General features: G+C 38.5%; 17 protein-coding genes. 5 read left to right on the top strand and 12 right to left on the bottom strand.

The annotated features are described in order from the left end of the window. Nucleotides 1–40: 40 nt before the first annotated feature. Nucleotides 41–4,750: an NAD-glutamate dehydrogenase gene (locus ACFIJ8_RS02580; protein WP_273787599.1), complete on the top strand. Its 4,710-nt coding sequence runs from the start codon at nt 41–43 to the stop codon at nt 4,748–4,750. 1,104 nt (nt 4,751–5,854) lie between these two features. Here the strand turns inward: ACFIJ8_RS02580 and ACFIJ8_RS02575 are convergent. From ACFIJ8_RS02575 to ACFIJ8_RS02560, 4 genes are all read right to left on the bottom strand, one after another. Continuing rightward, complete coding sequence (locus tag ACFIJ8_RS02575; RefSeq protein WP_273787739.1) at nt 5,855–6,910, bottom strand: DUF2125 domain-containing protein; 1,056 nt, start codon at nt 6,908–6,910, stop codon at nt 5,855–5,857. A 422-nt stretch (nt 6,911–7,332) separates the two neighbouring features. After that, entirely contained in the window at nt 7,333–8,079 is a 747-nt protein-coding gene (locus tag ACFIJ8_RS02570; RefSeq protein ID WP_375638940.1) for a glutamine amidotransferase, read from the bottom strand. A 145-nt stretch (nt 8,080–8,224) separates the two neighbouring features. Next, on the bottom strand, nt 8,225–9,784 hold the full coding sequence (locus tag ACFIJ8_RS02565; protein WP_375638939.1) for a heme biosynthesis protein HemY: 1,560 nt from the start codon (nt 9,782–9,784) through the stop codon (nt 8,225–8,227). Between the two features lie 11 nt (nt 9,785–9,795). Further along, a complete protein-coding gene (locus ACFIJ8_RS02560) occupies nt 9,796–10,980 on the bottom strand; it encodes a COG4223 family protein (protein WP_273787596.1) in 1,185 nt (394 codons plus the stop codon). A gap of 385 nt (nt 10,981–11,365) precedes the next feature. On the opposite strand from ACFIJ8_RS02560, the gene tsaD reads away from it, so the two are divergent. The 3 genes from tsaD to ACFIJ8_RS02545 all read left to right on the top strand — a co-directional run bounded on the left by tsaD (nt 11,366) and on the right by ACFIJ8_RS02545 (nt 14,980). After that, on the top strand, nt 11,366–12,460 hold the full coding sequence (tsaD, locus tag ACFIJ8_RS02555) for a tRNA (adenosine(37)-N6)-threonylcarbamoyltransferase complex transferase subunit TsaD (RefSeq protein WP_015857065.1): 1,095 nt from the start codon (nt 11,366–11,368) through the stop codon (nt 12,458–12,460). A gap of 613 nt (nt 12,461–13,073) precedes the next feature. Continuing rightward, a complete protein-coding gene (locus ACFIJ8_RS02550; protein ID WP_375638938.1) occupies nt 13,074–13,508 on the top strand; it encodes an EVE domain-containing protein in 435 nt (144 codons plus the stop codon). Nucleotides 13,509–14,299: 791 nt separating this feature from the next. After that, nucleotides 14,300–14,980 (top strand): response regulator transcription factor, encoded by a 681-nt coding sequence (locus ACFIJ8_RS02545; RefSeq protein ID WP_375628095.1) that lies wholly within the window; start codon nt 14,300–14,302, stop codon nt 14,978–14,980. Between the two features lie 144 nt (nt 14,981–15,124). Here the strand turns inward: ACFIJ8_RS02545 and ACFIJ8_RS02540 are convergent, their stop codons facing one another. The 5 genes from ACFIJ8_RS02540 to argH all read right to left on the bottom strand — a co-directional run bounded on the left by ACFIJ8_RS02540 (nt 15,125) and on the right by argH (nt 21,579). Beyond that, nucleotides 15,125–15,895: a class I SAM-dependent methyltransferase gene (locus ACFIJ8_RS02540; RefSeq protein WP_375628093.1), complete on the bottom strand. Its 771-nt coding sequence runs from the start codon at nt 15,893–15,895 to the stop codon at nt 15,125–15,127. 222 nt (nt 15,896–16,117) lie between these two features. Continuing rightward, complete coding sequence (locus ACFIJ8_RS02535; RefSeq protein WP_375638937.1) at nt 16,118–18,547, bottom strand: TIGR02302 family protein; 2,430 nt, start codon at nt 18,545–18,547, stop codon at nt 16,118–16,120. Nucleotides 18,548–18,663: 116 nt separating this feature from the next. Further along, entirely contained in the window at nt 18,664–19,938 is a 1,275-nt protein-coding gene (lysA, locus tag ACFIJ8_RS02530; protein ID WP_375628089.1) for a diaminopimelate decarboxylase, read from the bottom strand. Nucleotides 19,939–19,947: 9 nt separating this feature from the next. Then, complete coding sequence (locus tag ACFIJ8_RS02525; protein ID WP_375638936.1) at nt 19,948–20,127, bottom strand: LPS translocon maturation chaperone LptM; 180 nt, start codon at nt 20,125–20,127, stop codon at nt 19,948–19,950. A 51-nt stretch (nt 20,128–20,178) separates the two neighbouring features. Then, complete coding sequence (argH, locus tag ACFIJ8_RS02520; RefSeq protein ID WP_375628087.1) at nt 20,179–21,579, bottom strand: argininosuccinate lyase; 1,401 nt, start codon at nt 21,577–21,579, stop codon at nt 20,179–20,181. A gap of 32 nt (nt 21,580–21,611) precedes the next feature. Between argH and ACFIJ8_RS02515 the strand changes: the two genes are divergently transcribed. Continuing rightward, nucleotides 21,612–22,307, top strand: coding sequence for a TlpA disulfide reductase family protein (locus tag ACFIJ8_RS02515; RefSeq protein WP_375638935.1), 696 nt, complete (start codon nt 21,612–21,614; stop codon nt 22,305–22,307). Between the two features lies 1 nt (nt 22,308). Here the strand turns inward: ACFIJ8_RS02515 and ACFIJ8_RS02510 are convergent, their stop codons facing one another. The 3 genes from ACFIJ8_RS02510 to ACFIJ8_RS02500 all read right to left on the bottom strand — a co-directional run bounded on the left by ACFIJ8_RS02510 (nt 22,309) and on the right by ACFIJ8_RS02500 (nt 25,013). Beyond that, nucleotides 22,309–22,785, bottom strand: a complete 477-nt coding sequence (locus ACFIJ8_RS02510) for a YaiI/YqxD family protein (protein WP_375638953.1) — start codon at nt 22,783–22,785, stop codon at nt 22,309–22,311. Nucleotides 22,786–22,806: 21 nt separating this feature from the next. Next, nucleotides 22,807–23,673: a YihY/virulence factor BrkB family protein gene (locus ACFIJ8_RS02505; protein ID WP_273787587.1), complete on the bottom strand. Its 867-nt coding sequence runs from the start codon at nt 23,671–23,673 to the stop codon at nt 22,807–22,809. Between the two features lie 410 nt (nt 23,674–24,083). Then, entirely contained in the window at nt 24,084–25,013 is a 930-nt protein-coding gene (locus ACFIJ8_RS02500) for a prephenate/arogenate dehydrogenase family protein (RefSeq protein WP_375638934.1), read from the bottom strand. Between the last annotated feature and the right edge of the window lie 362 nt (nt 25,014–25,375).

The following is a 25,375-nucleotide window of genomic DNA, read 5'->3' as shown; positions in this document are numbered from 1 at the left end:
AAAAAGAGAAGGCCCCTAAGAGCAAAAAGGGAGAGTGGATGTGTTGCAACCAAAAAAAACAGAGACAAAAAACACCCAAGATAAAATAGAACAAATCCTTTTTGCTCAAACCGATGAAGAAGATATTGTTTATTACGAAAATAAAGAACTTCAAAAAGCCGCAGCCGTCGCAGTAAAAGCTTTTAATCTCCATCAGACGGGAAAAAATACTATCTACTTTGAACAAAATTTGACCCGTAATAACAAGCCTATAACCGCTATCACGCTTGTCAATGATAACAAACCCTTCCTTCTCGATTCTATTTTAAATGTTTTCAATCAACACAAAAACCATATCTATTTGATTGCGCACCCTATTCTTGATTGTGCTTCTGGAAAACGCATCAGTCTGATGCAAATTCACATCGAGTCATTAAACAAACAGCAAATACAAAAACTTGAAAATGAACTCACCTTAGTTCTTGAACAGGTTAATGCTGCTGTACAAGACTGGAAGCCTATGCTTGAAGAAGTTAAAAAGCATATTCATGCCTACCAAATAAGTCTTCCCCCGCACTACAAACAAGAAGGCGAAAAAGCTATTGAATTTCTTCACTGGCTAATGGACGATAATTTCATTTTCCTTGGTATGCGCACCTACAACTTCATCAAAGACCAAAAACCCCTAAAATCCTTTACAGCGAGTAATATTGAACTTGGTATACTCACGGATGCTTCTATTCATATTGTTGACGATGAAAGTATGAAAGAACCTCCTCAAGAAGTTTTATCCTTCATGGAAAGCGATAATCTGTTTATCGTGACAAAAGCTAACAGCCGCTCCAAAATTCACCGTTCTGTCTGGCTCGATTATATTGGTCTTAAAATTTTTGATAAAGAAAAACAACTCTGTGGAGAATTACGCATTGTAGGGCTTTTTACCTCCTCAGCTTATACACGTTCTATTTTGCAAATTCCTTTCTTAAAAGAAAAAGCCCAAACTATTATTCAACGTCTTGGACACAATCACGCCGATTATTCAGGAAAAGCACTTATCAGTGCTTTAGAAACCTATCCAAGAGATGAAATGTTTCGCTCTGATGTTGATACATTGACAGAAAACACCAAACTTATTCTACAATTAGATGAGCGCCCACGTTTACGGGTTCTTGCCCACACTGATTCTTTTGGGCGCTTTGTTTCTATACTTGTCTACGTACCGCGTGACCAATATAGCAGCAGCCTGCGTGAAAAAGTTGGCGAACATTTTGTTGAGCTCTATAAAGGCGACTTTTTTGAATCTTATCCGCTATTTTTGGAAAGCACCCTTATACGTGTCTATTATATCATCCATCGCAAAGGAAACGAAACTGTTCCCCTTCACGAGCGCTCCACACTTGAACAACATGTACGTTCGATTGCACGAAGTTGGGAAGACAGCGTTCAAGCCATCGCTCTTGCCCAGAAAACAACAGAGCAACAAACACGTCTAGCCAGCGAATTTCCCAACAGTTATCGTGATTTATTTTCAGCTGAAGACGCTATTAACGATGCCGGACATATTTTAAATCTTCATGATGAGAAGCCCCTTTTCGTGAACTTTTATCACGCACAAAACAAAGAAAAACGTACCATTTCTCTTCGGCTTTTTCACCGCCATGAAGCTCTTGCCCTTTCCAAACGTGTACCACTCCTTGAAAACATGGGGTTTCGCGTTATTGCCGAACAAACCCTTGAATTACCAGATGGCTATGGGCACTCTGTGTATCTTCATGATATGCAGCTGGAAAGCACTTTCCAGCTCTGTATCAATTTTGAAAAAAACGGTCAAAAACACGCCGAAACCTTTGAGGCCATTTGGGCACAAAATGCTGATAATGACGCTTTTAACGCGCTCACCCAAACAGCTGAACTTGATTGGTATGAAATTGTTATTTTGCGCCATTATGGGCGCTATCTCCAGCAAGCTGGTATTCCTTATTCGCAAGATCGCGTTGCCCAAACTTTAAATGCTTATCCTGACATTACCCAAGATCTTTATGCTTTATTTCATTTAAAATTTCACCAAAGCCATACAGAAAAAGAACGGGAAAAAAGCCAACAGGTTATTCAAAAGCGTATTGGAGAAAAATTACGGAAAGTATCTGGTTTAGATGATGATCTCATCTTACGCCGTTATTGCAACCTTATCGATGCAAGTTTACGAACGAATGCCTTTACGCCTCTTGACGATGGAAGTCCTCGACGTATTTTAGCCACCAAATTAAATCCGCGCCAAATTGAGGGTTTGCCTGAACCACGCCCTTACCGAGAAATTTTTGTTTATGGACCGGAAGTTGAAGGGGTGCATTTGCGTTTTGGACCTATCGCTCGTGGCGGAATTCGTTGGTCTGACCGTGCATTAGATTATCGCACCGAAGTCCTCAGCTTAGTCAAAGCCCAACAAGTTAAAAATGCGGTTATCGTTCCTGCAGGTGCAAAAGGTGGTTTCTATCCCCATCGGCTTCCCCAAACAAATGACCGTGCTCTCATCGTAGAAGCAGCACGACAAGCTTATACAGACTTTATCACAGCTTTGCTCTCCATCACAGACAATCTGATTAACGGCAAAATCAGTTCTCCCCCCAATGTCATCTGTCATGATGACCCTGACCCCTATTTTGTTGTCGCAGCAGACAAAGGAACAGCAACTTTTTCTGATACCGCCAACGCCATCAGCCAAGCAAATCACTTTTGGCTCGATGATGCTTTTGCCTCTGGAGGCTCAGCAGGTTACGACCACAAAGCCATTGGTATTACAGCCAAAGGTGCATGGGAAGCTGTCAAAAGACATTTTAGAGAAACATTTGATCAGGATATTCAAACAACGCCCTTCACCTGTGTCGGTGTTGGAGACATGTCTGGCGATGTCTTTGGTAATGGAATGCTGCTTTCCAAACAAACAAAATTGATTGCCGCTTTTGATCACCGCGATATCTTTATTGATCCAGATCCAAGCATAGACGAAAGCTATGCAGAGCGTATGCGCCTTTTTAAACTTCCTCGCTCCAGCTGGCAAGATTACGATCAAAGCAAATTATCAAAGGGCGGTGGTATCTTCTCACGAAAAGAAAAAACCATTACTCTCTCACCTGAAGCAGCACAAGCCATTGGTTTTGAAAAACAAACAGGTACACCCTTTGAAATTATCTCTGCTCTTCTCAAAGCCCCTGTTGATCTTTTATGGTTCGGCGGCATTGGTACTTATATCCGCGCTGCAACAGAAAATGATGCCCAAGTAGGTGATCGTGCAAATGATGCGATACGCATTACCGGAGAGCAAGTGCGTGCAAAAATTATTGGCGAAGGGGCTAATCTTGGTGTTACACAACGTGGACGGATTGAATATGTCTTAAATGGTGGTCGATGCAATACGGATGCCATTGACAATTCTGCTGGTGTGAATTGTTCTGATATTGAGGTCAATCTCAAAATTGTTCTTGCATCAGCACTACGCGCCAAAACATTAACCCGCGAAGAACGCAATAAGCTCTTGAAAAAAATGACACCTCAAGTCGAGCAACTCGTCTTGCGCAACAATTATCTACAACCCCTTGCTCTTTCTTTGGCGGAAAATCAAAGCACTACTGATTTGCCCTATCAAATACGCTTTATGCACGATTTGGAACAAAAAAAGCTTCTAGATCGTAGAGTTGAAATACTCCCTGATGAGCAAATTTTACGACAAAGAACAACCCAAGGCAAAGGTCTTCTCCGTCCAGAACTCGCTGTTATTTTTGCGTATGCTAAATTAACCTTAAAAGAAGAAATTGCTAATAGCCCCATTGTTGATGATCACTATTTCAATACAACCTTGCTGAACTATTTTCCAACACAAATTCAAGAAAATTTTAAGAAGGAAGTCATTAACCATCAATTGCGTCGTAATATTATAGCAACACTGATTGCCAACGATATTGTAAATCGTGGAGGCCCCACTTTTGTTAATAGACTACACGATGCAACAGAACAAAAAGCTGAAAATATTATTCGCGTTTTCATTGCCATTCGCGATGGTTTTGAAATTCCTCAATTGTCTGAGCAAATTGATAAGCTTGATAATAAAATACCCGGTCTTGTCCAAAACAAATTCTACGCAGCAATGACCCCAATGCTCTTTGAAACAACCAGTTGGGGTTTACACAACATAGATCTCTCACGTCCATTAGAAGAAATTGTAAAAACAATAAAGCAAGCCCGTAGCGTTATTGAAAAAGAGCTTATGCATTCTCACGACAACGATATTAAGCAAAAAATTGAAGAAAAAGCATTGCACTACAGCGAAGATGGAGCACCAAAAGCATTAGCGAAACAATTAGCTCTCTTAGAAGCTGCTTCAACAATCTGTGATATTTCTTTAATTGCAAAAAAAAGCAACAGTGATCTTATTAAAACCGCAGAGATCTATTTTTCACTTGCGCAAATCATTCGTATAAACCGCATTAACGAAGCAAGTCGTATAATTCCTGTAGTAGATTATTATGATAGTATGGCTTTAAGCCAAGCCAAAGAAAATGTTTCTGAAAGCTTACGGCAAATCGTTATGAAAATCCTCAAAAATTATGGAAAGAAAAAAGATCCTTTTGACACTTGGAAAAAAACAGAAGAAGATCATATCCACAAAATTACAAACCACATTAGTGCCCTTATTGAAAATGATCTCAATATTTCTCGTTTTACTTTTGCAGCAGGATTGATTTCTCAACTGCAAAATACTGGCTTTCAAACCTAAAGCAAATACAAAACGACCCATTCAATCTCCCGTTCTATCCATCCATGACTAATCAGTAAGGAAAGAACGGAAGCGCTATCCCGCATTTTTAGACAAAGCACTTAAAATAAAAAATAAATTCAAATTTTACTGTCAAACATCCTTCAACATAAAAATATAATATATTGATTTACAATCATAATTTTATTATTTTTATGTTGAAGGAGAAGCTGATATTCTAAGTTTGTCTCATTTCAAATCTGTTTATATTCAATCAATTAAACGTATTTCCCCTTGCATATTGCAAATGGGAAAATCGTATAGATAAAAAACATTAAAGAAAGAACTAAATGCCCCTCATAACCACCTCAAATGCCAAAAGCTGTAGAAACATTAGGAGTGGGAAAATATAAATATGATGGTGCCCCCCTTAGCTTCTTACTCCATAAACGAAAAGATGGTGGTGCTTAATGGCTTTATCATTATACCATTCATAGGCAACATCGTGAAATAGGAAACACTGAGAAATATTTTTTTAACAAATGCGTAAATGTGCAATACAAATATATTCTGTTTTACGTGAAAGATATATCGCTTCATAAAAAACATCAGAAACAAAAGGATATGCAATCCATTATTTAAAAGATATGACTGTAACTGCTTTTGAAATGCGTAAAATCGAATAAAAAATGACAGTAAAAACGGACGTCCATTCTCCTCTTTACAACTTCATATTCTCATCCAACTAGGCTGTTTTACCTATTTCAAAGGTCACTCTAAACAGACATATGCAATATGCTCAAAACTCCATACATAAAGAAAAAAGGTTCCTAACACAGCACCACACTACCTGTATAAAAAGGCAATTCAGCATACTTTAAAATGCCACTTTTTCCACACAAACACTGTTGCTATATGTAGTTTGACATAAGATTTTGTACTAAGTGAAAAAAGGTGGGATTAGTTAGGAGTAAGTGGTAATTTTTTATTTTTACAGCTATTTTTTACCATTAAATACGCATTTTGTTAAAATAGATTTTGACACTCTAAAATTGCAAAAAAGTGTGAAAATCAGAAAAAATCGAAATTTGGTGGTAAAAATGAAAAAAGGCTTGGGTACAAAACCTAAAGTGGAGCGAGACGACCAAGTTTTAAAAAACCTAATTTTACCCACCCATTGTTAATGAGCAAGGGGAGAACGGGAGCGCCATCGGCATTTTTAGGCAGTGCACCCAAAATAAAAAATAACGCTTGAAGATTATTGTCCTGCGCGGGAAATAAGCGCTGCAAAGTGTTAAGAAGCTTCATGGGCTGAATATGGACAAGTTCGAATTCTGCTGTCAAATATCCTTCTTCATCAAAAGAAAAAGGTCCACTAATACGTAACCCACCACCTGTATGAAAAGTCAATTCACCTTGCTTTAAAAGCCCACTTTTTCCATACAGTCGCTGTTGCCAATTTTTTCCTTCATCTTCAGACAAAAAAGAGATGTCATTTAAAATCACTTTCAAGTTACCATCAATTTTTGGGACATCAACAAAAGAAGATGTAAAAACTAGAGAAACATCAAAACCGTCAAAAGTTATATTTCCCAATAAATCATTATTTTCATGTTTCAGATCAAAGCGCAAAAATTCTGCCGTTATTTTTTGAGGCGTATCTTTTGTCTCTACCGACTGAGTAATCATGTCATGCGTATTTTGCAAAGATGCTTGATCTTCTACATTTTCCTGTGTCGTTTTTTTATCTGTTGTTTGTGCTCCTAATGCTTCTTGAGGCTTTTGATCTTCAAGGGAAGAGGAAAGAGGTGAAATTTCAAGCCCTTCAGCTATAAACTTCAATGTTTTACCCGTTTTCCAATAAGGTTCTGTTTCAATAACCAAATTGCGCCAACGCGATACTATGGAAGTTTGTCCGGAAAAAACAATTGATGCAGGAGAATGAACATTAAACTCGACCAAATGAGGTGCATAAATTGGTGCACCAGCTGTCAAACGCCCCGTCGATACAGAAACCCCATGTAAAGGCCAAGAAAATTGAAAATTGTCGCAAACAACACCGATACGTAAAGGATAACCATCCTTGCGCACATTCTCACATACCGCCGCCATGTTATAGGAAGACGCTTTTGCAAATATATCAGAAACTTGCTCTTCTATTTTACGTGAAAAAAAAACCAGAGTGCGCTATAAATAAATATCAGAGCAAGACAAACGAGCCCACAAATTAAATAGCTCAAAGAAAATCTCTTTTGTGATGACGGTATTTGAAAGGATTTAGACAACATTAAAACTTTCTTTATCTCTTAACTTCCTCCCCACCCTAAAAAGGACAAAGATTCTTAACCACAGTCAGTTTATAAACAATCCAACTTCTTAATCGACCGGATTTTATCTACTGATCACTTCAAGGAGTTCCTATACATCGTTCTAAAGTACAGTATCTCATAAGTCCACCCACCAAGATCTTTTTAAGAAAATCCATTACACTTTCTAACAAAAAATACCTCATGTGTAAAGTTTTACATGAGTTTTCTATCTCTGCCTTAAACGATACTGTTTTACAGCACAACAAGAACGATAATAAATAGTGTTTCTAACACTCACACAAATGCGGTCGGTACACAAAAAATCTGTCGTAATGCACCTTCAAACCATTGGCTTAAAGCTTGATCATAAATTAAACGACCTTTCAAATGTGCACAAGCAGGTTGAGCACCTTTTTCAGTCAATTTATGTGCCGAACGCACGACCAAACGCCGCATCATAGCACGTGTAAACTCAGCATGAAATTGCAAACCCCATGCATTGTTTCCATAACGAAAAGCTTGTGTAGGATATGTATGCCCTGTTGCCAAAAGCATTGCCTCTTTCGGTAAATCATAAATACCTTCCTCATGGAAATGGTAGACCATTTCTGGCCAATTCATCAATTCCTTCCCTTGAGGGGTTGCTTCTAGTGGATACCAACCGACTTCAACAGTCCCATCACTTCTTGTACCAACGCGCCCCCCTAGATTTCGCGCTAACATTTGTGCTCCAAGACAAATACCCAAAAAAGGCTTATTTTCCTTTAGTGATAACGAAATCCAATCAATTTCCTCACCAATATAGGCTTCGCTGTCATTCACACTCATCGGCCCCCCTAAAATAACAACACCGGCATAATGCTCTAATGTATCAGGGAGTTTTTGTCCAAAAATAGGACGATAAATATCAAGAACAAAACCATTTTGTTGTAAAAATTTTCCTAAACGACCAGTATAGGTAGACCGCCGATGAATAACAACAGCAATCCTTGGTTTGTTATTTTTTTGTTTTTTATCAAGACATCTCTGATTTAAAAACATTTTTTAACCAATCACCTCTGCAACTAAGCAAAACTTCATTTTTAAAGCATAAGAGAATAATTTTATTGTACAAGACTAACGATGTTTTTTCTTCTAGGTTAATTATTTCTTCTGAGAAAACACTCATATATCACATTGGCGCAATTTAAAATAAACGAAATTTTTTCCTCGATAAAGATGTTTCTTCTTCTGTTTTCACCCCTGGATCATCAACATTTAAGTGAGTTTGACTGAACATTTTTACATCTTGTTCTTTTATATCTTGTTTCTCCACCTGCACATTATGCAAAAGAGAATCGTCTATAGGTGTTAATTTTTCAAGCTTCTTATCTTCAACACCATCACTTTTTCCCGTAACATACTCTTTGTCTTGCTTTTTCGGCACAATATTGTCCGCCTCTAATGTGAGAGAAGGCATACAGGGAGGGGACTTCCATTCAAAACCGCCCAAACGTCCACTGATTGGAGAAACCGCTGACCAAGAAGAAAAAATTGACCCATCACACATCCATACTGGATCACGTTCAGCACGAAGTGCTAAAGAAAGCCATTGACGCACAGCACCTTGATTGTTTCCCTGTGCCTCTTCAATATCTGCCAACAATAAATAAACACTTTCCCGTGGATGATACTGTAATGCTTTTTTTGCCTGCTCTCTCGCTAATGCTGTTTCACCAGCATCTAAAGCTGCTTTAGCAATAAGGAAAGCCGATTCAAATGCATCTTTATTATAAGAAGCAAGCGTCTTAGCCCTTTTCAATCGCCCAATGGCTCCTTCTTCTCTTTCGAGATAAAGGGACGCCAAATCAGGATGAGGATCCTTTTGCCAAGCCGCTATAATCATTTTATCCGCTTTACGCGTTTCATTTAACTTATAAAGAATATCAGCAGCAATAACTATTATTGGAACAAAATCAGGCGCCAATTTATGGGCTTTCAAAATGGCTTCACGTGCTTGTACAGGATGTGTATCAAACAAAGAAAGTGCCTGCCCACTTAATAGTAAAACCTGTATATGCTGCCGCTCTGGAGTCGCGCGAACAGAACGCGGGAGAGCTTTTTGCGCTCTTTCAAAAATAGTAAGTGCCTTATCCCATTTACCCTCAGTACTTAACCGATCAAGCACCGCCTGATGCGCCCATAAAAGTGCTGGCGATAAAGTCAGTGCCTCTTCGGCATATTGTTGCGCTGCCTCATAAGCTTTACTCTTCATCGCTTCACGAAACAAACCATAAAGTCCAACCAATTTTGTCGAATCTTCCTTTCTCATCTCCTCATAAAGACCGATAGCGCGAACAGAATTATTTTGTAAAGACAAGGTTCGCGCTTGTAAGAGTTTTACCAATGGCTCTTGTTTTCCTGCAAGATATTTAGCAACCTGTGCTTCCATTTTTTGCGCAACCATACTATCACCAGCAAAAGTTGCAAGAATCCCCTTTGAAAGAGCTTCATAACCGCGCTTTTTATGGCGTTTATACAAATAATTGGAAAGAGCACTCGGTAAGGAAAAAAAGAAAGACAATAACCACCATAAAAGCATCAGCGTTACAAAAAGCAAAATAAGCACACTTAACACTGTAAGCAATGAAGCAGAAAATCTGAAATGCAAAAATGTAAGAACAAAAATACCATTGTGATTAGCAACCCACGCGAAAGCTAAACCGAGGATACAAACAACAAAAGTATAAATAAAAACACGTATCATCTTGGGCCTATTTACATCTTTGTTGCCTTAAAAGATCCTTGTTGCACAGACAATAACAATTGCTGCAACAACTGTTGAATAGCAATATGTCTTTCAAGCTGCTTAACAAAATCCATTGAAACATCTTTTGCACTTTGTGGCAATGATTGCCATTCGCTCAAAGCCTTTTCGTAATCACCAGCTTGAATAGCAACTTCCATGCGTGCCGCAATAGCCCCCAGCGTCGTCCCTTCAACATTGCCAATCGGTCGCGAAACAATAAGCCCTTTTATCCACGCTAAAATTCGGTCAAAAAAACCAGCATCTGACGCAACAATATTTTGCGTACCAACAATTGCATCGGCAACATGAGAAAAATCAACAGAAAGTTGTGCTGAACTTGGAAGACCCACAGTAGCTGTTTTTTGCAACACATCAAGTCCATCAATTGAAGGCGATAATTGCTGTAACAGCTTTAATTCATTATTATAAGATCCACCACGCTCTATAGCATTTTTTAATGAACTAATTGCTGTAAAGAGTGCGGTATCTATTTCTCTTTTCTCACTATTTTTAACAGCAGTTTCTTCCTGTATAGCTTCTAACTGTTGTTTTAACGCAGCAAGATCATTTGCATTGCTCTGCCCAACAGACAAAGCCGTCTCTATCTCTTTCGACTCTCTAACAAAAGTTTGTACAGTTTCTTCAAGAGCTTTTACTTTTTCCTCTAAAATCGCAAAAGCTTTTTTGCTTTCTTCTTTCGATAGTTCATCGTTTTTCGTTGTTTTAAACTGTTGTGCTGAGAAAGAAGAAAACTCTGTTTTTAACGCATCGATTTCTTGAAGTACCCGCCTCAATTGTTCCTTTGTGTCTTCACCTTGACTTTTTGCGGCTTCAGCAATCTGCAAAGCTTTTTCCCCCCCAACAGAATTTGCCACAAAAGGAGAAGGAAAAAGACCAGCCCATTGAAGCCCCATAAAAATTCCCAAAGCAATGAATCCCCCCAAAATCCCAGAAAGGGACAAGAAAAGCCAAGTTGTACTAGAGCTACTTTTATCCTGACCTTGCATATTCTGTTTTTCTCGCGCATGAGACTCTACAGAATCGTGGATTTTTTCCTCTGAATCATGGGGAACAGCTTCATGTTCAATAACTGGTTTCTTACGGCGCGTACCAGCATAATGTGGTTTAACTTTTGGTTTTGAAGAATCGACCATCTCTGTCACTTTTTGTGCACACTTTTTTTAATGATAAAATAATAAAATGAAAAAAGTTTTAAAAATGAAGCTTTTCTCAAATATCTTCGTTTGTTTTACATTCTTTTTATAAAGAGTATAACTTTATAGAAATTTTCCGAATATCATTTTGCTCAATAATATTTACAATTATAGACTTTAATAGACAAGTTTTAAAAAACACATTTGCATTTTATACTCAAAAATACAGCTTTATTTTTTAATCAACAATATCATGAAATTCAAAGAAAATGCCAAAACACATATTTTTTCATAGAAAAATCAATTCTAAGAGAAATACTTTGCATCTTTTTCTGTTCATGGTACGCACGCAGAAAAGAAGCTTCAATATAAGGTTTTGTTTAAAATGCGTCTGCTGGGAATAGAAACAAGTTGTGATGAAACGGCAGCGGCTGTCATTGAATATAACAATGAATCAAACAGCCGAATTCTTTCCAATGTTGTTTGGAGCCAAATTGATCACCATGCACCTTACGGCGGTGTTGTTCCTGAAATTGCTGCTCGTGCCCATGTTGAAGTTCTTGATCATTTAATTCTGCAAGCACTAACAGAAGCAAACACAAAATTAAAAGATATTGATGGCATTGCAGCCACCAGTGGACCAGGTTTGATAGGAGGATTGTTGGTAGGCGTTATGAGCGCAAAAGCTCTCTCTCTTGCCACTGGCAAACCATTTATTGCGGTAAATCACTTAGAGGGACATGCTTTAACAGCTGTGTTAACGCACAACGTTAGCTTTCCTTATTTATTACTTTTAGTTTCAGGGGGTCATACACAAACAATCATTGTTCATGGAGTAGGCAACTACCAACGTTTAGGAACCACCATTGATGATGCATTAGGAGAGGCCTTTGATAAAACTGCAAAACTTTTAGGTCTTCCTTATCCTGGTGGACCAGCACTTGAAAAAGCAGCTTTATTTGGTGATAAAAATCGCATCCCCCTTCCACGCCCTTTAAAAGGTGAAAAACGGTTAGATTTTTCTTTTTCAGGACTCAAAACTGCTGTTCGACAAGCCGCAACAGCCATAGCTCCTCTTACGGAAAATGATATTGCTGACATTGCCGCAAGTTTTCAAGCCGCCGTGACCGATACAGTACATGATCGTATTCACCTAGCCCTACAACACTTTACCCACCAATATCCTCTCTCTCATGATCAAGGAAAGCGTTCTCCTGCTTTGGTTGTCGCAGGCGGTGTTGCTGCAAACCAAGCCATTCGTTCTACGTTGCAAGAACTTGCCTATCAACATGGTTTTGAATTTATAGCTCCTCCTCTTTCCTTGTGTACCGATAATGCTGCAATGATTGCTTTTGCCGGTGCACAAAAACTCGCACGAGGAGAAACAAGCTCTCTTGACATTGCACCCCGCTCACGCTGGCCATTAGATGAAAAAGCCACGCCCTTGATCGGGATGGGACGCCGTGGAACAAAAGCATAATAAAACTGACACCCCCCCCACACACATTTTAAAGAACGAAGATTTCTACTCAATCCGGTCTGTAAATAGTCCGAATTCCCTATCGAGCGGAATCCACCTGCTTCCCACTCACACAATTCACTTAACCCAAAGCTCGACAAGCAAACCTAAATATTCACCACACATTCTAAAAAATTTCATGTTTCAAAAAACTGCCTTATATCATTACACTTCAAATGACGGTATTTTACGGCATAATAAGATCTACTCTCTCCCACGAAGTATAGATATGAAAGCCATTCTTTGACCTCATCATCTTTGATCATCTATTCGTTTCGTTGCCATTGTGATCTTGAAGCTTTTTAGAATCAATTTTCTTAATTTTCTCCAACAAACTCTTATAGTGACCGCATTTCAAACCATAGCTGAAAAGATAAGCAAAGAGCAAAATACCCTTATACAACATGAAATATCAATGGATCGCGTTTCTCTGCTACACGTTATTTTGAAACAAGAAAAAACAGATAATTCCCGTTCTTTACCCCATTTTAAAAATCATCGTTGATGGTGTTACAAAGATGCTTATAAAAATGCACATGATGAATGCATAACAGTCTATGAAAAAGGAGAACTCATGGCTTATTGGCTTTTTAAATCTGAACCCCATAAATGGTCATGGGAGATGCAAAAGAAAAAAGGAGCTGATGGCGAACAATGGGATGGTGTCCGCAATTATCAAGCCCGTAATAATATGCGCGCCATGAAATATGGCGATAAAGGTTTTTTTTATCACTCAAATAAAGGTTTAGAAATTGTAGGCATTATAGAAATATGTGCTGAAGCACACCCTGATTCTACAAGCTCTGATCCACGCTGGGAATGTGTGGATATCCGTGCACTTTGTGACATGCCAACACCTGTTTCATTAAAACAAATTAAAGCCAATCCCAAACTAGCAAATATGGTACTGGTTAAAGCCAGCCGCTTATCAGTACAACCCGTGACAGAAGATGAATGGAAAGAAGTTTGTTTGATGGGGAACCTTAAGAGGGAAATGCTTGTATCTTAAAACAATAATTTTTATTCATTAACTCATATAAAAAATGCTTCATAGCATTGCACAAAAAATCTCTTTATGATGCATCTTTTCGGCATTGCTAAATGCAAAGCTTACTCAACGATTATAATAAGCAACACCACGAACATCACACACAAAAACCCCTCGCACACAAATGCAACGAAAAAACAAAACTGAACGTGGATAAAAAACAATAAAAATGACCGTGAAATTCTCCTAAACAGTGCATATGTGTTAGGTGTTGCACAGTTCTCTTCAGGCTTAAACAACGCATCATATTGAGTGTTCATTGTTTTACATGTTGGATGGGAGCCCCTCATACCGCAGGATTCTCTCATTCCCAACCTATTTATATTGAATCAATCAAAATCTATTTTTTTGCACATTACAAGCAGAAAAAGTCCCGTATAGATAAAAAACGTGAAAGAAAGGACTAAAAATTCCTCTTATGAAGAGTCTCAAGTGCCAAGAACTGTCCGCAACACCCACGAATTGGCAAAGTGTATAATAGTGCCGGCTTTGTTTCTCCATAAACGTAAAGATGATAACACTTAATAGCTAAAACACGTTCTAAAGCATAAAAAAACACCTCCAACCAATACGTCAAATACTCTGCAGACGGAAATACCTTCTTTCCAGCAAGCAATCATAGAAATTATAAAAGTGTATTTTAGAGACGCTCTTTTTTAACTTTCCTCTTTTAATTTTTCTTGCATGAAATCTCATTTTTCACGAAACTACTCTTTACCAATCAGTGCATCAACATGCCTATAAGGAAAAACATGAACCACTATACTCTTTTAATTGTTGAAGACGACGATCTACGCCCCGTTTTAGTAGAACAATTGCAAATGCATCAAGAGTTTGAAATTTTCCAAGCAAAAACAGCAGAAGAGGGAATGAAAATAATCCAAGAAGAAAATATTGATCTCGCTATTTTGGGACTTAAATTTCCTGATCTTGATGGTTTCAAAGCCGTGAAAAAATTACGCATCCAAGGATTTCGTGCCCCCATTATCATGATAACAAATCATGATACAGACAGCGATAATATTTTAGATCTTGAAACAGGCGCCAATGATTATGTGACAAAACCCTTTCGCTTTGCGGTGTTATTAGCGAGAATTCGAGCACAGTTGCGCCAATATGAACAAAATGAAGACACAACCTTTCATATTGGCCCCTATACTTTTAAACTGAAACAAAGACTTCTTCTTGATCAATGCAACAATAAAATCTGTCTCACAGAAAAAGAAGCAGCAATTCTTAAATGTCTCTATTATGCCAATGATAAAATTGTCAGCCGTGAAACATTGTTAGAACAAGTTTGGGGTTATAATGAAAATATTGTCACCCATACTTTAGAAACCCATATCTATCGTTTGCGACAAAAAATCGAAAAAGATCCCTCCAATGCACAAATTCTCATGACAGATCAAAATGGTTATCGTTTAAATCTTTAATTCGAGATTTACTGTTTCAAAAATAATTTTAATATCTTAAATGAAAACAAAAACGAGATGAAAAAAACCTTCACATATAATGTGCAAAAATTGAAATAAGAAAATCCTTCTATATTTGCGGTTCTTATGCCAATGGCAAAATGATTAATTATCTTTATAAATTAAAATATTTCTCACTTGTGGAGATAAAGCAGGAATAAAAACACGTCGCGATTGACGACGCTGTACCAGCAAACCCTGATAAACACGTTTTTGTGCCTGACACATTAAGAGTCCCCCAAAATAAGGCAAAAGATAGCGTGCAAATGGCTCATAAAAAAATGAGAACAACCGCGAAACATAACCCGTAGAGGGCATATAATGTACAATTTCTTGTATTGACCCAGAAACAAAATTTGTTTTTTCGAACAAACGAGTAATTTGTTGCCGACTATAAGGCTCGCCATAACCAAAGGGCGTAGTAATATTGCGCGCCCAAAAGCCAGAGCGATTAGGTACAATAACGATCAAGTGGCCATTGGGTGCTAAAACACGCCATATTTCATTCAACGTTTCAAATGAATTTTCTGTATATTCTAATGCATGTACCAATAAAATACAATCAACTGACGCATCAGGAAGCGGCAAATCTTCTTCAAAAACAAGCGCTGTAGCAACTTGCTCAGCACAAGGCCAAGGCGAAGCACCCTGGGAAGCTGGCATAAAAGCAAAACATTGTTGGGCACGTTCACGCAATGTAGAAAGATAAGGAAGTGCATAACCCAACCCCATAATCCGTTTATCTGTAAGATCAGGCCACCATAAATTCAATTGGTCACACAGCGTCTTTTGCACACGCAGCCCAAGTGCAGAAGCATAAAAATCTTTCAGCGTAACGATATCCAACTCAACATACCATGTAGAAACAAATTTCAAACATTACAGATTTTCATATACCAAACTTATATGGACTTCTGCTCTTTTTCCGCAACAGCGAACATTTCAATATTTCATATTTTAAACTTAAATGATTAAAAAATCAGTACAAAAGGATGATTATTGCATTACAAGCGCTTTAATCATTTTCTTGGAGATGAACCCCATAGAGGTTCTTCATACACTGTTTCTGACATCAATTAAGAAAAAAGCCAACACTGGTTAATTAAAATGAAGCAATCTTTCAAGATAGTTTTTTTCTTCTTCTGGAATATGCTCTTTACCAAGACGCTTGCGAATTTCATCCAAAATCTGCCGCGTACGCATTTGATCACTTTTTTGTGGTAGTGCCTCACCTTCTTGTTCTTCACCTTTTTTTGAAGAAAGTGGACGTCCTAACGGATCTTTAGGACCAGAATCAGCATTTTGATCATTTCCCGTTTCTTTAAGTGTTTCGCGCATTTTTTTCAAAACATTTTGTGCACCTTGCCTCAAAGATTCCAAAGCGTCAGACTGATTTTGTATAGATACCTGATGATTTCCATTATCAAGAGCATTTTCCGCAGAATTCATTTTTTCTTCTGCCCTTTTCAATGCACCCCCTGTTTCAAATCCTTGTTCTGATAATTCTTTTTCTAATGTTGATAATTCAGACTGCAATTCAGCTTGACGTTTTTTTAAAGATTTTTTCTGTGTTTCCGGCACATTTTCTCCGCGTTTTTGTTCCATCTCTAACTGATATGTTTCATTGAGAATTTCTTGCTGACGACGCATTAAATCTCCAAGCTGGTCCATCTTTTCTTTCATTTGTGCAGATTGGCTTTTTTCTCCCTCATTTTGATTGCCTTTTTGCACATGCAAATGATCAAGCGTCTGTTCAACTTCCGCCAAGAGTTGTTCAGCTGCTAAAGAAGAGCCCGTTTTAGCCATTTCCTCAATTAAATTTAGCTTTTCTTGTAATGTAGCTTCAGAAAGATTGGAGCTTTTTGAGCTTTTAGAATTTTTAGAAACTTGACTATCTGGTGCTTTTTCAGCCAAAGCACGAATATACTCATCCATAGCTTGACGTAAATCTGCCATAAGCCGTTCAATTTCTGCCGCTGAAGCACCGTAACGCAATGCATCACGTAAAGCAGCTTGTGCTTGTTTTAAATTTTTTTGCACGGATTCAAGCTGATTATCTTCAATACCCAAAGCAATTTGCCATAAATAATCCACCACACCACGCAAATCATCTTCTGTTTGTGCTAAAGAAAGTCTTGTCCACGCACTTTGTAGAACAAGAAAATGCTTTACATTTTGCAAACCTTTTTCTGGACGCACAAGCAAAGCAGAAAGCATATCCAATACACGCTCTCTCGCAGAAGCATCAAGCGCTAATAAACGACGCAATTCACTCACCGCACGCGCGACAGGATTTGAAAAAACGTGTTGCGGTAATGTCATAACAAAAGTTTTGCTACGCCCTTTCTGCCCAGCACCATCTTCTGCCACCAAAGTAATTTTGACTTGCGAACCTGCCCATGGATGCGCTGATATATCTTGCACCATCCGCATTTTCCCCTTTCCACCACGCGGAAGAAGAAGCTCTATTTCCGGAGCATTATAAAGAGAGGAAGCACTTTTGTTCTGAGAAAGAAAAGGCTCTATTTCAACAAAAGCCTTTGTCACACCATAATCATCATCCACCACATATCGTAACTCTAACGATCCCGTTAAAATCCGCCCTGGTTTTTCCAGCCAATGAATTGTCGGAAGCGTATCCTTGATCATCTGCAAATGCCACTGCTGTTTTTTACGACGTGATGATACAAATAAATTCATTGAATGATTTAAATGTGTTTCAAAATGAGCGATTGGATCATTCAAAGCTGTTTGTTCCTTTTTCTCTGAAAACGAAACTTCCCTCCCATCTTCTACAGACTTTGCTTTTACTGTAACGCCAGCCCCATTGACAACACGCACAACAACATTACTCCCTTCAGGGATTTCTAGTTGTGTTTTCTCATCTTTTGTCAAATAAATCGGTGCCACACCGGTATAAGCAGGTGGTGTTACCCAAGCATCAATCCGCATGAATTTTTCATCAACAACAGGACGAAAATCAAAGGCATCAGCCAAACGCCCCCCTTGTAAACCAAAAGAAAAACTAAAAGCGCAAACAAAAAGAAGAACACACAAAGCCCTTAAAGCCAAAGGATCATAATCCGCACTATTAAGAGAGATAAATCCAGTTTTTAAATGGTATAATTGCTTTGCCATTCGGCGTTGATGTTCACGCCAAATAACAGCACTAAAATCTTCATCATTTTCAGAACATAAACGATCTGTCTGAATATTCAAAGGCTGGTGTCTAAGATCATTGACGCGTTCAAGACGGCAATTCACTTCCCGTATTGTGGGAAACCGAAAACGAACAAGAAAAAATAAACTCGCCCCAGCACAAACAAGTATAACCCCAAGTAAGAGCAAATGTGACCAATAGCCCAAAATGCCAAAAAGTCCCAACCAGCTAAACGAACAAAAGAGACTAACAACGAGGAAAAATGGCAACAACCGTACCCACATCCGTTCAAATGAAAGGATTCCCCACATCAAAATGCGCACACACAAAAGCTTCATTGCAAAGCCTTTGATGTTTTTATTTTTCATAAACAAGCATTTATCCCCTTTTATCGTGGTGCATTAAGATCATAAACCCCATACAAGACAATTTCTAGAAAATAAATTGTTTCATCAAAGTTTAGTAAAAATAAGACCAAAAACACTTAAGAATTCTCAACCCAATCAGGAATATGATCACATCCCATCAATTGAGCATAATCAAGACGTGGACGAATAACCGCATAACACGTATCTTGAACGAGAACTTCTGGGACCAAAAGTCGGCTATTATAAGTACTCGCCATCACAGCACCATAAGCTCCAGCTTGCGTAATTGCTAAAAGATCACCAGGTGCCAAAATCGGCAAGTAACGATCTAATGCTAAATAATCGCCAGTCTCACAAACAGAACCAACAATATCTGCACGAATAAGGGGAGCGTCTTTTGCTGCTTTTTTCACAAGGACGACATTTTGCCAAGCATCATAAAGCGTTGGACGCATCAGATCATTCATCGCCGCATCTACAATAACAAAATTCCGCCCTTGTCCCCTTTTTAAATAGAGAACAGATGTCATCAGTACACCAGCTTGACCCACAATGCTCCGCCCCGGCTCCACAACAATATTAATCCCTAAAGGAGCAATATATTTCTTTACCAGCGCAGCATAATCAAAAGGAGAAGGTACAGTATGTTGTTCACAACCATAGGCAATACCAAGCCCACCACCGATATCTATATGCGTTATTGCATAGCCATCGCTCCACAATTGACGCACACAATCTGCAATAAGAAAGAATGCCTCTTCAAATGGCTTTAAGTCACAAATCTGACTGCCAATATGCATATCAATACCGCAAACCTGCAATCCAGGTAAAGAATCCGCTTTTTTATAAGCCTCTCTTGCCAACAACAATGGAATACCAAATTTATTTTCAGATTTTCCTGTTGTAATTTTCTTATGGGTCTTTGCATCAACATCTGGATTAATGCGCAATGAAACACGTGCTATCTTTGAAAGCGCAACAGCACGTTGAGATAACTGTTCAAGTTCCGGCTCTGATTCAACGTTAAAACAATAAATATCCTGAGCAAGAGCAAAATCTATCTCTCTCATGGTTTTACCAACACCAGAATAAACAATACGATGTGCCGGAATACCAACAGCAAGGGCGCGCCGTAATTCCCCTTCTGAAACCACATCAGCTCCCGCTCCATTGTTCGCTAAAAGCCGTAAAACTGCTTGATTAGAATTGGCTTTAACCGCATAAGCAAGCAGACTAGGCATCCCTTGAAATGCCTTTTTATAGTCTTTAAAACGTGTAACCAATGCATTGGCGGAATAACAATAAAAAGGAGTCCCCACCTCCTGCGCAAGAACAGCAAGTGAACAACCCTCAGCATGAAGCATACCTTGATGGTAAGAGAAAAAATCCACACTTTCCTCCTACTTTATCAAACGATCAAGAATAAAAGGTTTATCATCTTCACTTTGAGTAACAGATGTTCCTTGCACAGACTTTTCCGCACTTGTAATAGGCATTTCCAATGACCCTTTACGCCCACACCCAGCGACACAAACGCCTCCTAAAAGGACAATCATCAACCCCTTTAATATAATTTTCATCTGTCCTCTTTCCTCATCTCGATCTCTTTTTTACCTTTAAAATACAATCACTCAAGCGCTCACAAGACGCTTTTTCCAATACGCAATTTGCCGAAGAACCTCTGAAGGTGCTGTTCCCCCAAAGCTTTTGCGACTTTCAACAGATTTTTCAACGGTCAAAACATCAAAAAGTGTCGCATTGATATTAGAACAAATTGCTTGAAGTTCATCTAATGATAAATCCTGAAGGCGACACTGTTTTTTTTCTGCCAATGCCACAGCACACCCTGTAATATGATGTGCTTCGCGAAAAGGAATCCCTGATTCGCGTACAAGCCAATCAGCAAAATCTGTAGCTGTTGCATAGCCAGAATCAGCGGCTTGTTTCATAGCTTCTTTATTAACTTGTAAATCACCAATAATCCCTGTCATTGCCGCTAAGGATAATTCTAAACTCATAGCCCCATCAAAGACATATTCTTTATCTTCTTGCATATCCTTTGAATAAGCAAGGGGTAACCCTTTCATCACCGTTAACAACCCCATCAATGCACCATTCAACCGTCCTACTTTAGCCCGCACAAGTTCGGCAGCATCAGGATTTCGCTTTTGCGGCATAATAGAGGACCCCGTTGAAAAAGCATCTGATAAACGAATAAAATAAAACTGTTCACTTGACCAAAGAATTATTTCTTCTGCTAAACGTGAAAGATGTGTTGCACAAAGAGCGCCAGCGCTTAAAAATTCCAATGCAAAATCACGATCAGAAACACTATCAATCGAATTGCGTGTAGGTTCTCGAAAGCCTAGCGCTTTTGCTGTCATAAAACGATCAATTGGAAAGCCTGTCCCCGCTAAAGCAGCCGCCCCTAAAGGCGATTCATTCATGCGCTCAAGAGCATCACGCATCCGCGATAAATCTCGACCAAACATTTCAACGTAAGCCATCATATAATGGCCAAATGTTACCGGTTGAGCCAATTGTAAATGCGTAAAGCCTGGCATAAAGGTATCAACATGTTGTTCTGCTCGAATAAGTAATTGCTCTATCAATCCTTTTAAAGCTTGTGCTATCTTTTGCGTTGCTTCACGCACCCACAAGCGAAAATCAACAGCAACTTGATCATTGCGTGAACGCGCCGTGTGCAAACGCCCTGCGACAGGACCAATCAATTCGCTCAGCCGCGCTTCAATATTCATATGAATATCTTCAAGCTTTCGTGAAAAAACAAATTTACCGTCTTCAATTTCTTGGCGAATAAGTTTCAAACCATGAACAATTTTTTCATAATCTGATTGTGAAATGATTTTCGTTTGCGCTAACATAGCCGCATGAGAAAGGGAACCTTCAATATCTTGTCGATAAAGTTTTTGATCAAAATCAATTGAGGCATTAATTTCTTCCATAATTGCAGAAGGACCTGCCGCAAACCGACCACCCCACATTTGGTTCTTTAACTTCTCATCTGTCATATTCTGAAAACACCCATACAAAGGACAAAATTATGATTTCTCAAATTTTCATCAGCGAAAAAAACAATAAAAAAAGGCAATTCTCCCTTGCATTCTTTATCATTGCATTGAGTTTATACGCAACCATAAACTACGATAACAAAAGAGAGTCTTTCCTTTTCAATTTCATTTCAGCAGCAAAAGCAGAAAAAATAAACACTGATAAAACACGAGCAGAAAAAATGATGGCGATCCGAAAAGCAGCAAAAGGCTTTTTTAGCCACATACGATTTGCTGATACGCCCTCAGATATGAAGAAACTCTCTTTCAAGAATATTCAAGGAAAAGAGCGCACACTCAGCGAATTTACTGGAAAACCGATGCTGGTCAATCTATGGGCTATTTGGTGTGCACCTTGCCGCACAGAAATGCCCGAACTTGCGCAATTAAAACATGAATTAGGTGGAGAAAACTTTGATGTCATAGCTATTAATATCGATAAAACTGCTTCTCCTGAAAAAATTCAGCAATTTTTACAGAATATTCATGCGGATAATTTGCTTTACTATCGCGATGAAACAATGGATATTTTCAACAATGTTAGAAAACAGGGGCTTGCTTTAGGACTCCCCATTACATTTCTCATCGATAAAGAGGGATATCTCATTGCTTCCTTCAATGGTGCAGCTCCATGGGCCAATGACGATGCCAAAGCACTTATAAAAGCTGTTATAAAAGAAGCCCTATAACCTAATAACCGCGCCTTTTTAAACGTTGTATAACGAGATCCAGTGCTGATAAAAAAGCAGAACGGTCTTTATGACAAAAAGGACGGGGACCACCTGTTATACTGCCCTGTCCCCGTAAATCTTCCATCAAATTGCGCATCGCCAAAGCTTGACCAATTGAATTTACATCAAAAATACGCCCCGTTGGCGAAAGACAAAAACCCCCAGCTTGCAAAACCCGTGCTGCTAAAGGAATATCACTGGTAATAACGATACTTGCCTCATGCACATGTTCTACGATCCAATCATCAGCACAATTGAATTCACCAGCAACGACCACTCTTTCAATGAGCGCTTCATCTGGAAGGGACAAAAAACGATTTGCCACAACAAATGTCTTAAGCTGATAACGATTCATCACACGATAAACTTCATCTTTTACAGGACAAGCATCTGCATCAATCAACAAAGTGATAGCAGGCTTTATTGGGATATTCATACCTTGGCTTTCACGCAATAGTTAAGTTCTTTCATATTCATCTGAATGTTGCAAATGCTTGCGATGAAACATTATCGCCGCGTTTATTTCCCCTCCCAAAATAAAAATTGCACTCAATATATAAAGAAAAATAATAGCAACCATAATAGATGCTAACCCTGCATAGGTAGAAATATAATCAAACATTGTTAAATATTGAGCAAAAGCAATTGAAGCCACAAACCATACAAACATTGTCAGTACAATTCCTGGTAAAATATCTATAAACTTCCGCCGCTCTGCTGGTAGCCATTTATGAACAATCAAAAGGCTTACAAAGAGAACAACCGCTGCGATTATGTAACGCCATAGACGAATGACACCGATATATTCTGTAATGAAAAAAGGATGATTTTGCATAATCTTGATAAGCAGAGGTGTTAAAATCAACAAAACGCTGATCACAATAAGACCTACAGCTCCAAGAATCACAAAAAACAAACTTTGAAAACGACAAAACAACAAGCTACGCCGATCAACAACACGATAAGCTCTATTTAAAGCTGTACGTAATGCCTCTACCCCATTAGAGGCAAAATAAGCCGCCCCAATAACAGAAACTGTCAACACTCCTCCCCGCTGTATGGTTAAAACATTGATAATTTCCTGAGATAAAGGCTCTGCAATGACATCTGGTAATAACTGCACCAAAGCTTTGATTTTTTGCGGTGTATATGTAAAAGCACCAAGAAAACTGGCAAGAGAAGTTCCAAAAATAAAAAAAGGAAAAAATGCTAAAAGCCCAGAGAGCGCGACATGGCTTGCAAAAGCACTCCCATTATCACGCCAATAATGGCTTACTGCGTCAACAAGGATACGATAGCTATACCAAAAGATATTTCTTAACAAATCTCTATACTTTCTGGTAAAACTCTTCCTCTGTCTATTTCAAGCTTTATAAAAAACATCAAAACTCTGCAAACAAACATTTTCCGATGTTGCAATATAAATGGCAATAATCAATACGGTCAAGCCTGACTTTATACTAAAACAAAAACAACAACCCACTATATGAAATTCTACAATGACTTCATTTTTTTGTCTCTTCTATAGATCAGTAACCTCTTCTGTACATCATATGCCCTATAGAGAGTTAAGCACGATAATCTTGCACACATAAAACCTTTTGAAGTCATGGTTATCTGTATCGAAGCAATCGCCACTCTTTTTTATTGCAATCTATGACTGAATAGAGAAAAAACTTCTTATCGATTTCTAGAAAAAACCAATGAAATTCCACAAAAAACCCTTGCTTTTATTCACCCTTTTTTAGAAACACTCTGACGTCCAAAATCAGGAGCATCAATTTCCTGCCCAGCATCAATAATATTGCGACGTACAGCACGCGTACGTGTAAAAAAGTTAAACAATGTCTCACCATCTCCTAAACGAATTGCCTGCTCTAAAAAAGCAAGCCCCTCACTAAAACGGCTCAACATTTCTAAAATAGCATCCTTATTATGCAAACAAATATCGCGCCACATAACAGGATCAGAAGATGCTAAACGTGTAAAATCACGAAAACCGGAAGCGGAATAAGCAATGACTTCTGAATTTGTTACTTTTTCTAAATCACTCGCTGTCCCAACAGTATTATAAGCAATCAAATGCGGCAAATGCGAAACAATAGCCAAAACAAGATCATGATGTTTAGGATCCATCTTTTCGACACGCGCACCACAAGCTTCCCAAAACGCTGTTAATTGTGCGACAGCAGCAGCATCACTCTCAGCAAAAGGCGTTAAAATACACCAACGATTCATAAATAAATCAGCAAAACCAGCATCCGGTCCTGAATATTCCGTTCCAGCAATTGGATGCCCTGGAATAAAATGAACTGTTTTTGGCAATAAAGGTGCCATTTCCGCAATAACCAACGCTTTCGTAGAACCAACATCACTCACAATCGCTCCAGGTTTTAAATGATCACAAATGGTTTTTGCTACTTCTGCACTAGCCCCAACAGGAACAGAAAGAATAACCAAATCTGCTCCTTCAACAGCTTTTGCATTATCTGTCGTATAAAAGTCCCCAAGCTCCAATTCGCGTGCTCTTTTCAAGGTTTCTGAACGACGTGTTGCAATAGAAATCTGAGCCGCAAGATTTTTCTTTTTAATAACTCTTGCTAAAGAAGACCCAATCAGACCGATTCCAATGAGTGCTATTTTTTCAAATTGAATATGGGGCATCTTTCACCTTCAAAGATTCTTTGCAAATGGCAATAAAAACAATTGTAAAATCATAATTTTCCTGTCTGTTTGTTTAAGAGTTATGCGTAAAACATTAAAAAACGACAACTAGGAAATAAAGAATAACGCAGTTTACCAATCATCACCTGCGCAAGCTGACAACAGATCATTTTACCTAGAAAATACATAAAAAATAAATGACGAGAAATCTATCATCACGCTCTAAAACTCCCACTTAATTACTGATCAAAGCGCATCACTGAAACAAAAATTAAATGCACTCTCAATTAAGATAACAACGACTCTACATAAAATCTCATCGGTTTACTTTATCTTACTAATTTACTCACAAAAAACACATC

Source organism: Bartonella sp. MF74HXZ, assembly GCF_042194445.1.
In the GTDB taxonomy this organism is placed as follows: domain Bacteria; phylum Pseudomonadota; class Alphaproteobacteria; order Rhizobiales; family Rhizobiaceae; genus Bartonella; species Bartonella grahamii.
Note: the sequence above shows the minus strand (reverse complement) of the source record. Positions and strands in the feature narration are given on the sequence as shown.

What these genes read in the sequence shown, in the direction of transcription:
- ACFIJ8_RS02550 (WP_375638938.1), top strand. Translation starts at nt 13,074, where the DNA reads ATGGCTTATTGGCTTTTTAAATCTGAACCCCATAAATGGTCATGGGAG.
- ACFIJ8_RS02565 (WP_375638939.1), bottom strand. Translation starts at nt 9,784, where the DNA reads ATGATACGTGTTTTTATTTATACTTTTGTTGTTTGTATCCTCGGTTTA.
- ACFIJ8_RS02525 (WP_375638936.1), bottom strand. Translation starts at nt 20,127, where the DNA reads ATGAAAATTATATTAAAGGGGTTGATGATTGTCCTTTTAGGAGGCGTT.
- ACFIJ8_RS02545 (WP_375628095.1), top strand. Translation starts at nt 14,300, where the DNA reads ATGAACCACTATACTCTTTTAATTGTTGAAGACGACGATCTACGCCCC.
- tsaD (WP_015857065.1), top strand. Translation starts at nt 11,366, where the DNA reads ATGCGTCTGCTGGGAATAGAAACAAGTTGTGATGAAACGGCAGCGGCT.
- ACFIJ8_RS02560 (WP_273787596.1), bottom strand. Translation starts at nt 10,980, where the DNA reads ATGGTCGATTCTTCAAAACCAAAAGTTAAACCACATTATGCTGGTACG.
- ACFIJ8_RS02510 (WP_375638953.1), bottom strand. Translation starts at nt 22,785, where the DNA reads ATGAATATCCCAATAAAGCCTGCTATCACTTTGTTGATTGATGCAGAT.
- ACFIJ8_RS02570 (WP_375638940.1), bottom strand. Translation starts at nt 8,079, where the DNA reads ATGTTTTTAAATCAGAGATGTCTTGATAAAAAACAAAAAAATAACAAA.
- argH (WP_375628087.1), bottom strand. Translation starts at nt 21,579, where the DNA reads ATGACAGATGAGAAGTTAAAGAACCAAATGTGGGGTGGTCGGTTTGCG.
- ACFIJ8_RS02500 (WP_375638934.1), bottom strand. Translation starts at nt 25,013, where the DNA reads ATGCCCCATATTCAATTTGAAAAAATAGCACTCATTGGAATCGGTCTG.
- ACFIJ8_RS02535 (WP_375638937.1), bottom strand. Translation starts at nt 18,547, where the DNA reads ATGAAAAATAAAAACATCAAAGGCTTTGCAATGAAGCTTTTGTGTGTG.
- ACFIJ8_RS02515 (WP_375638935.1), top strand. Translation starts at nt 21,612, where the DNA reads ATGATTTCTCAAATTTTCATCAGCGAAAAAAACAATAAAAAAAGGCAA.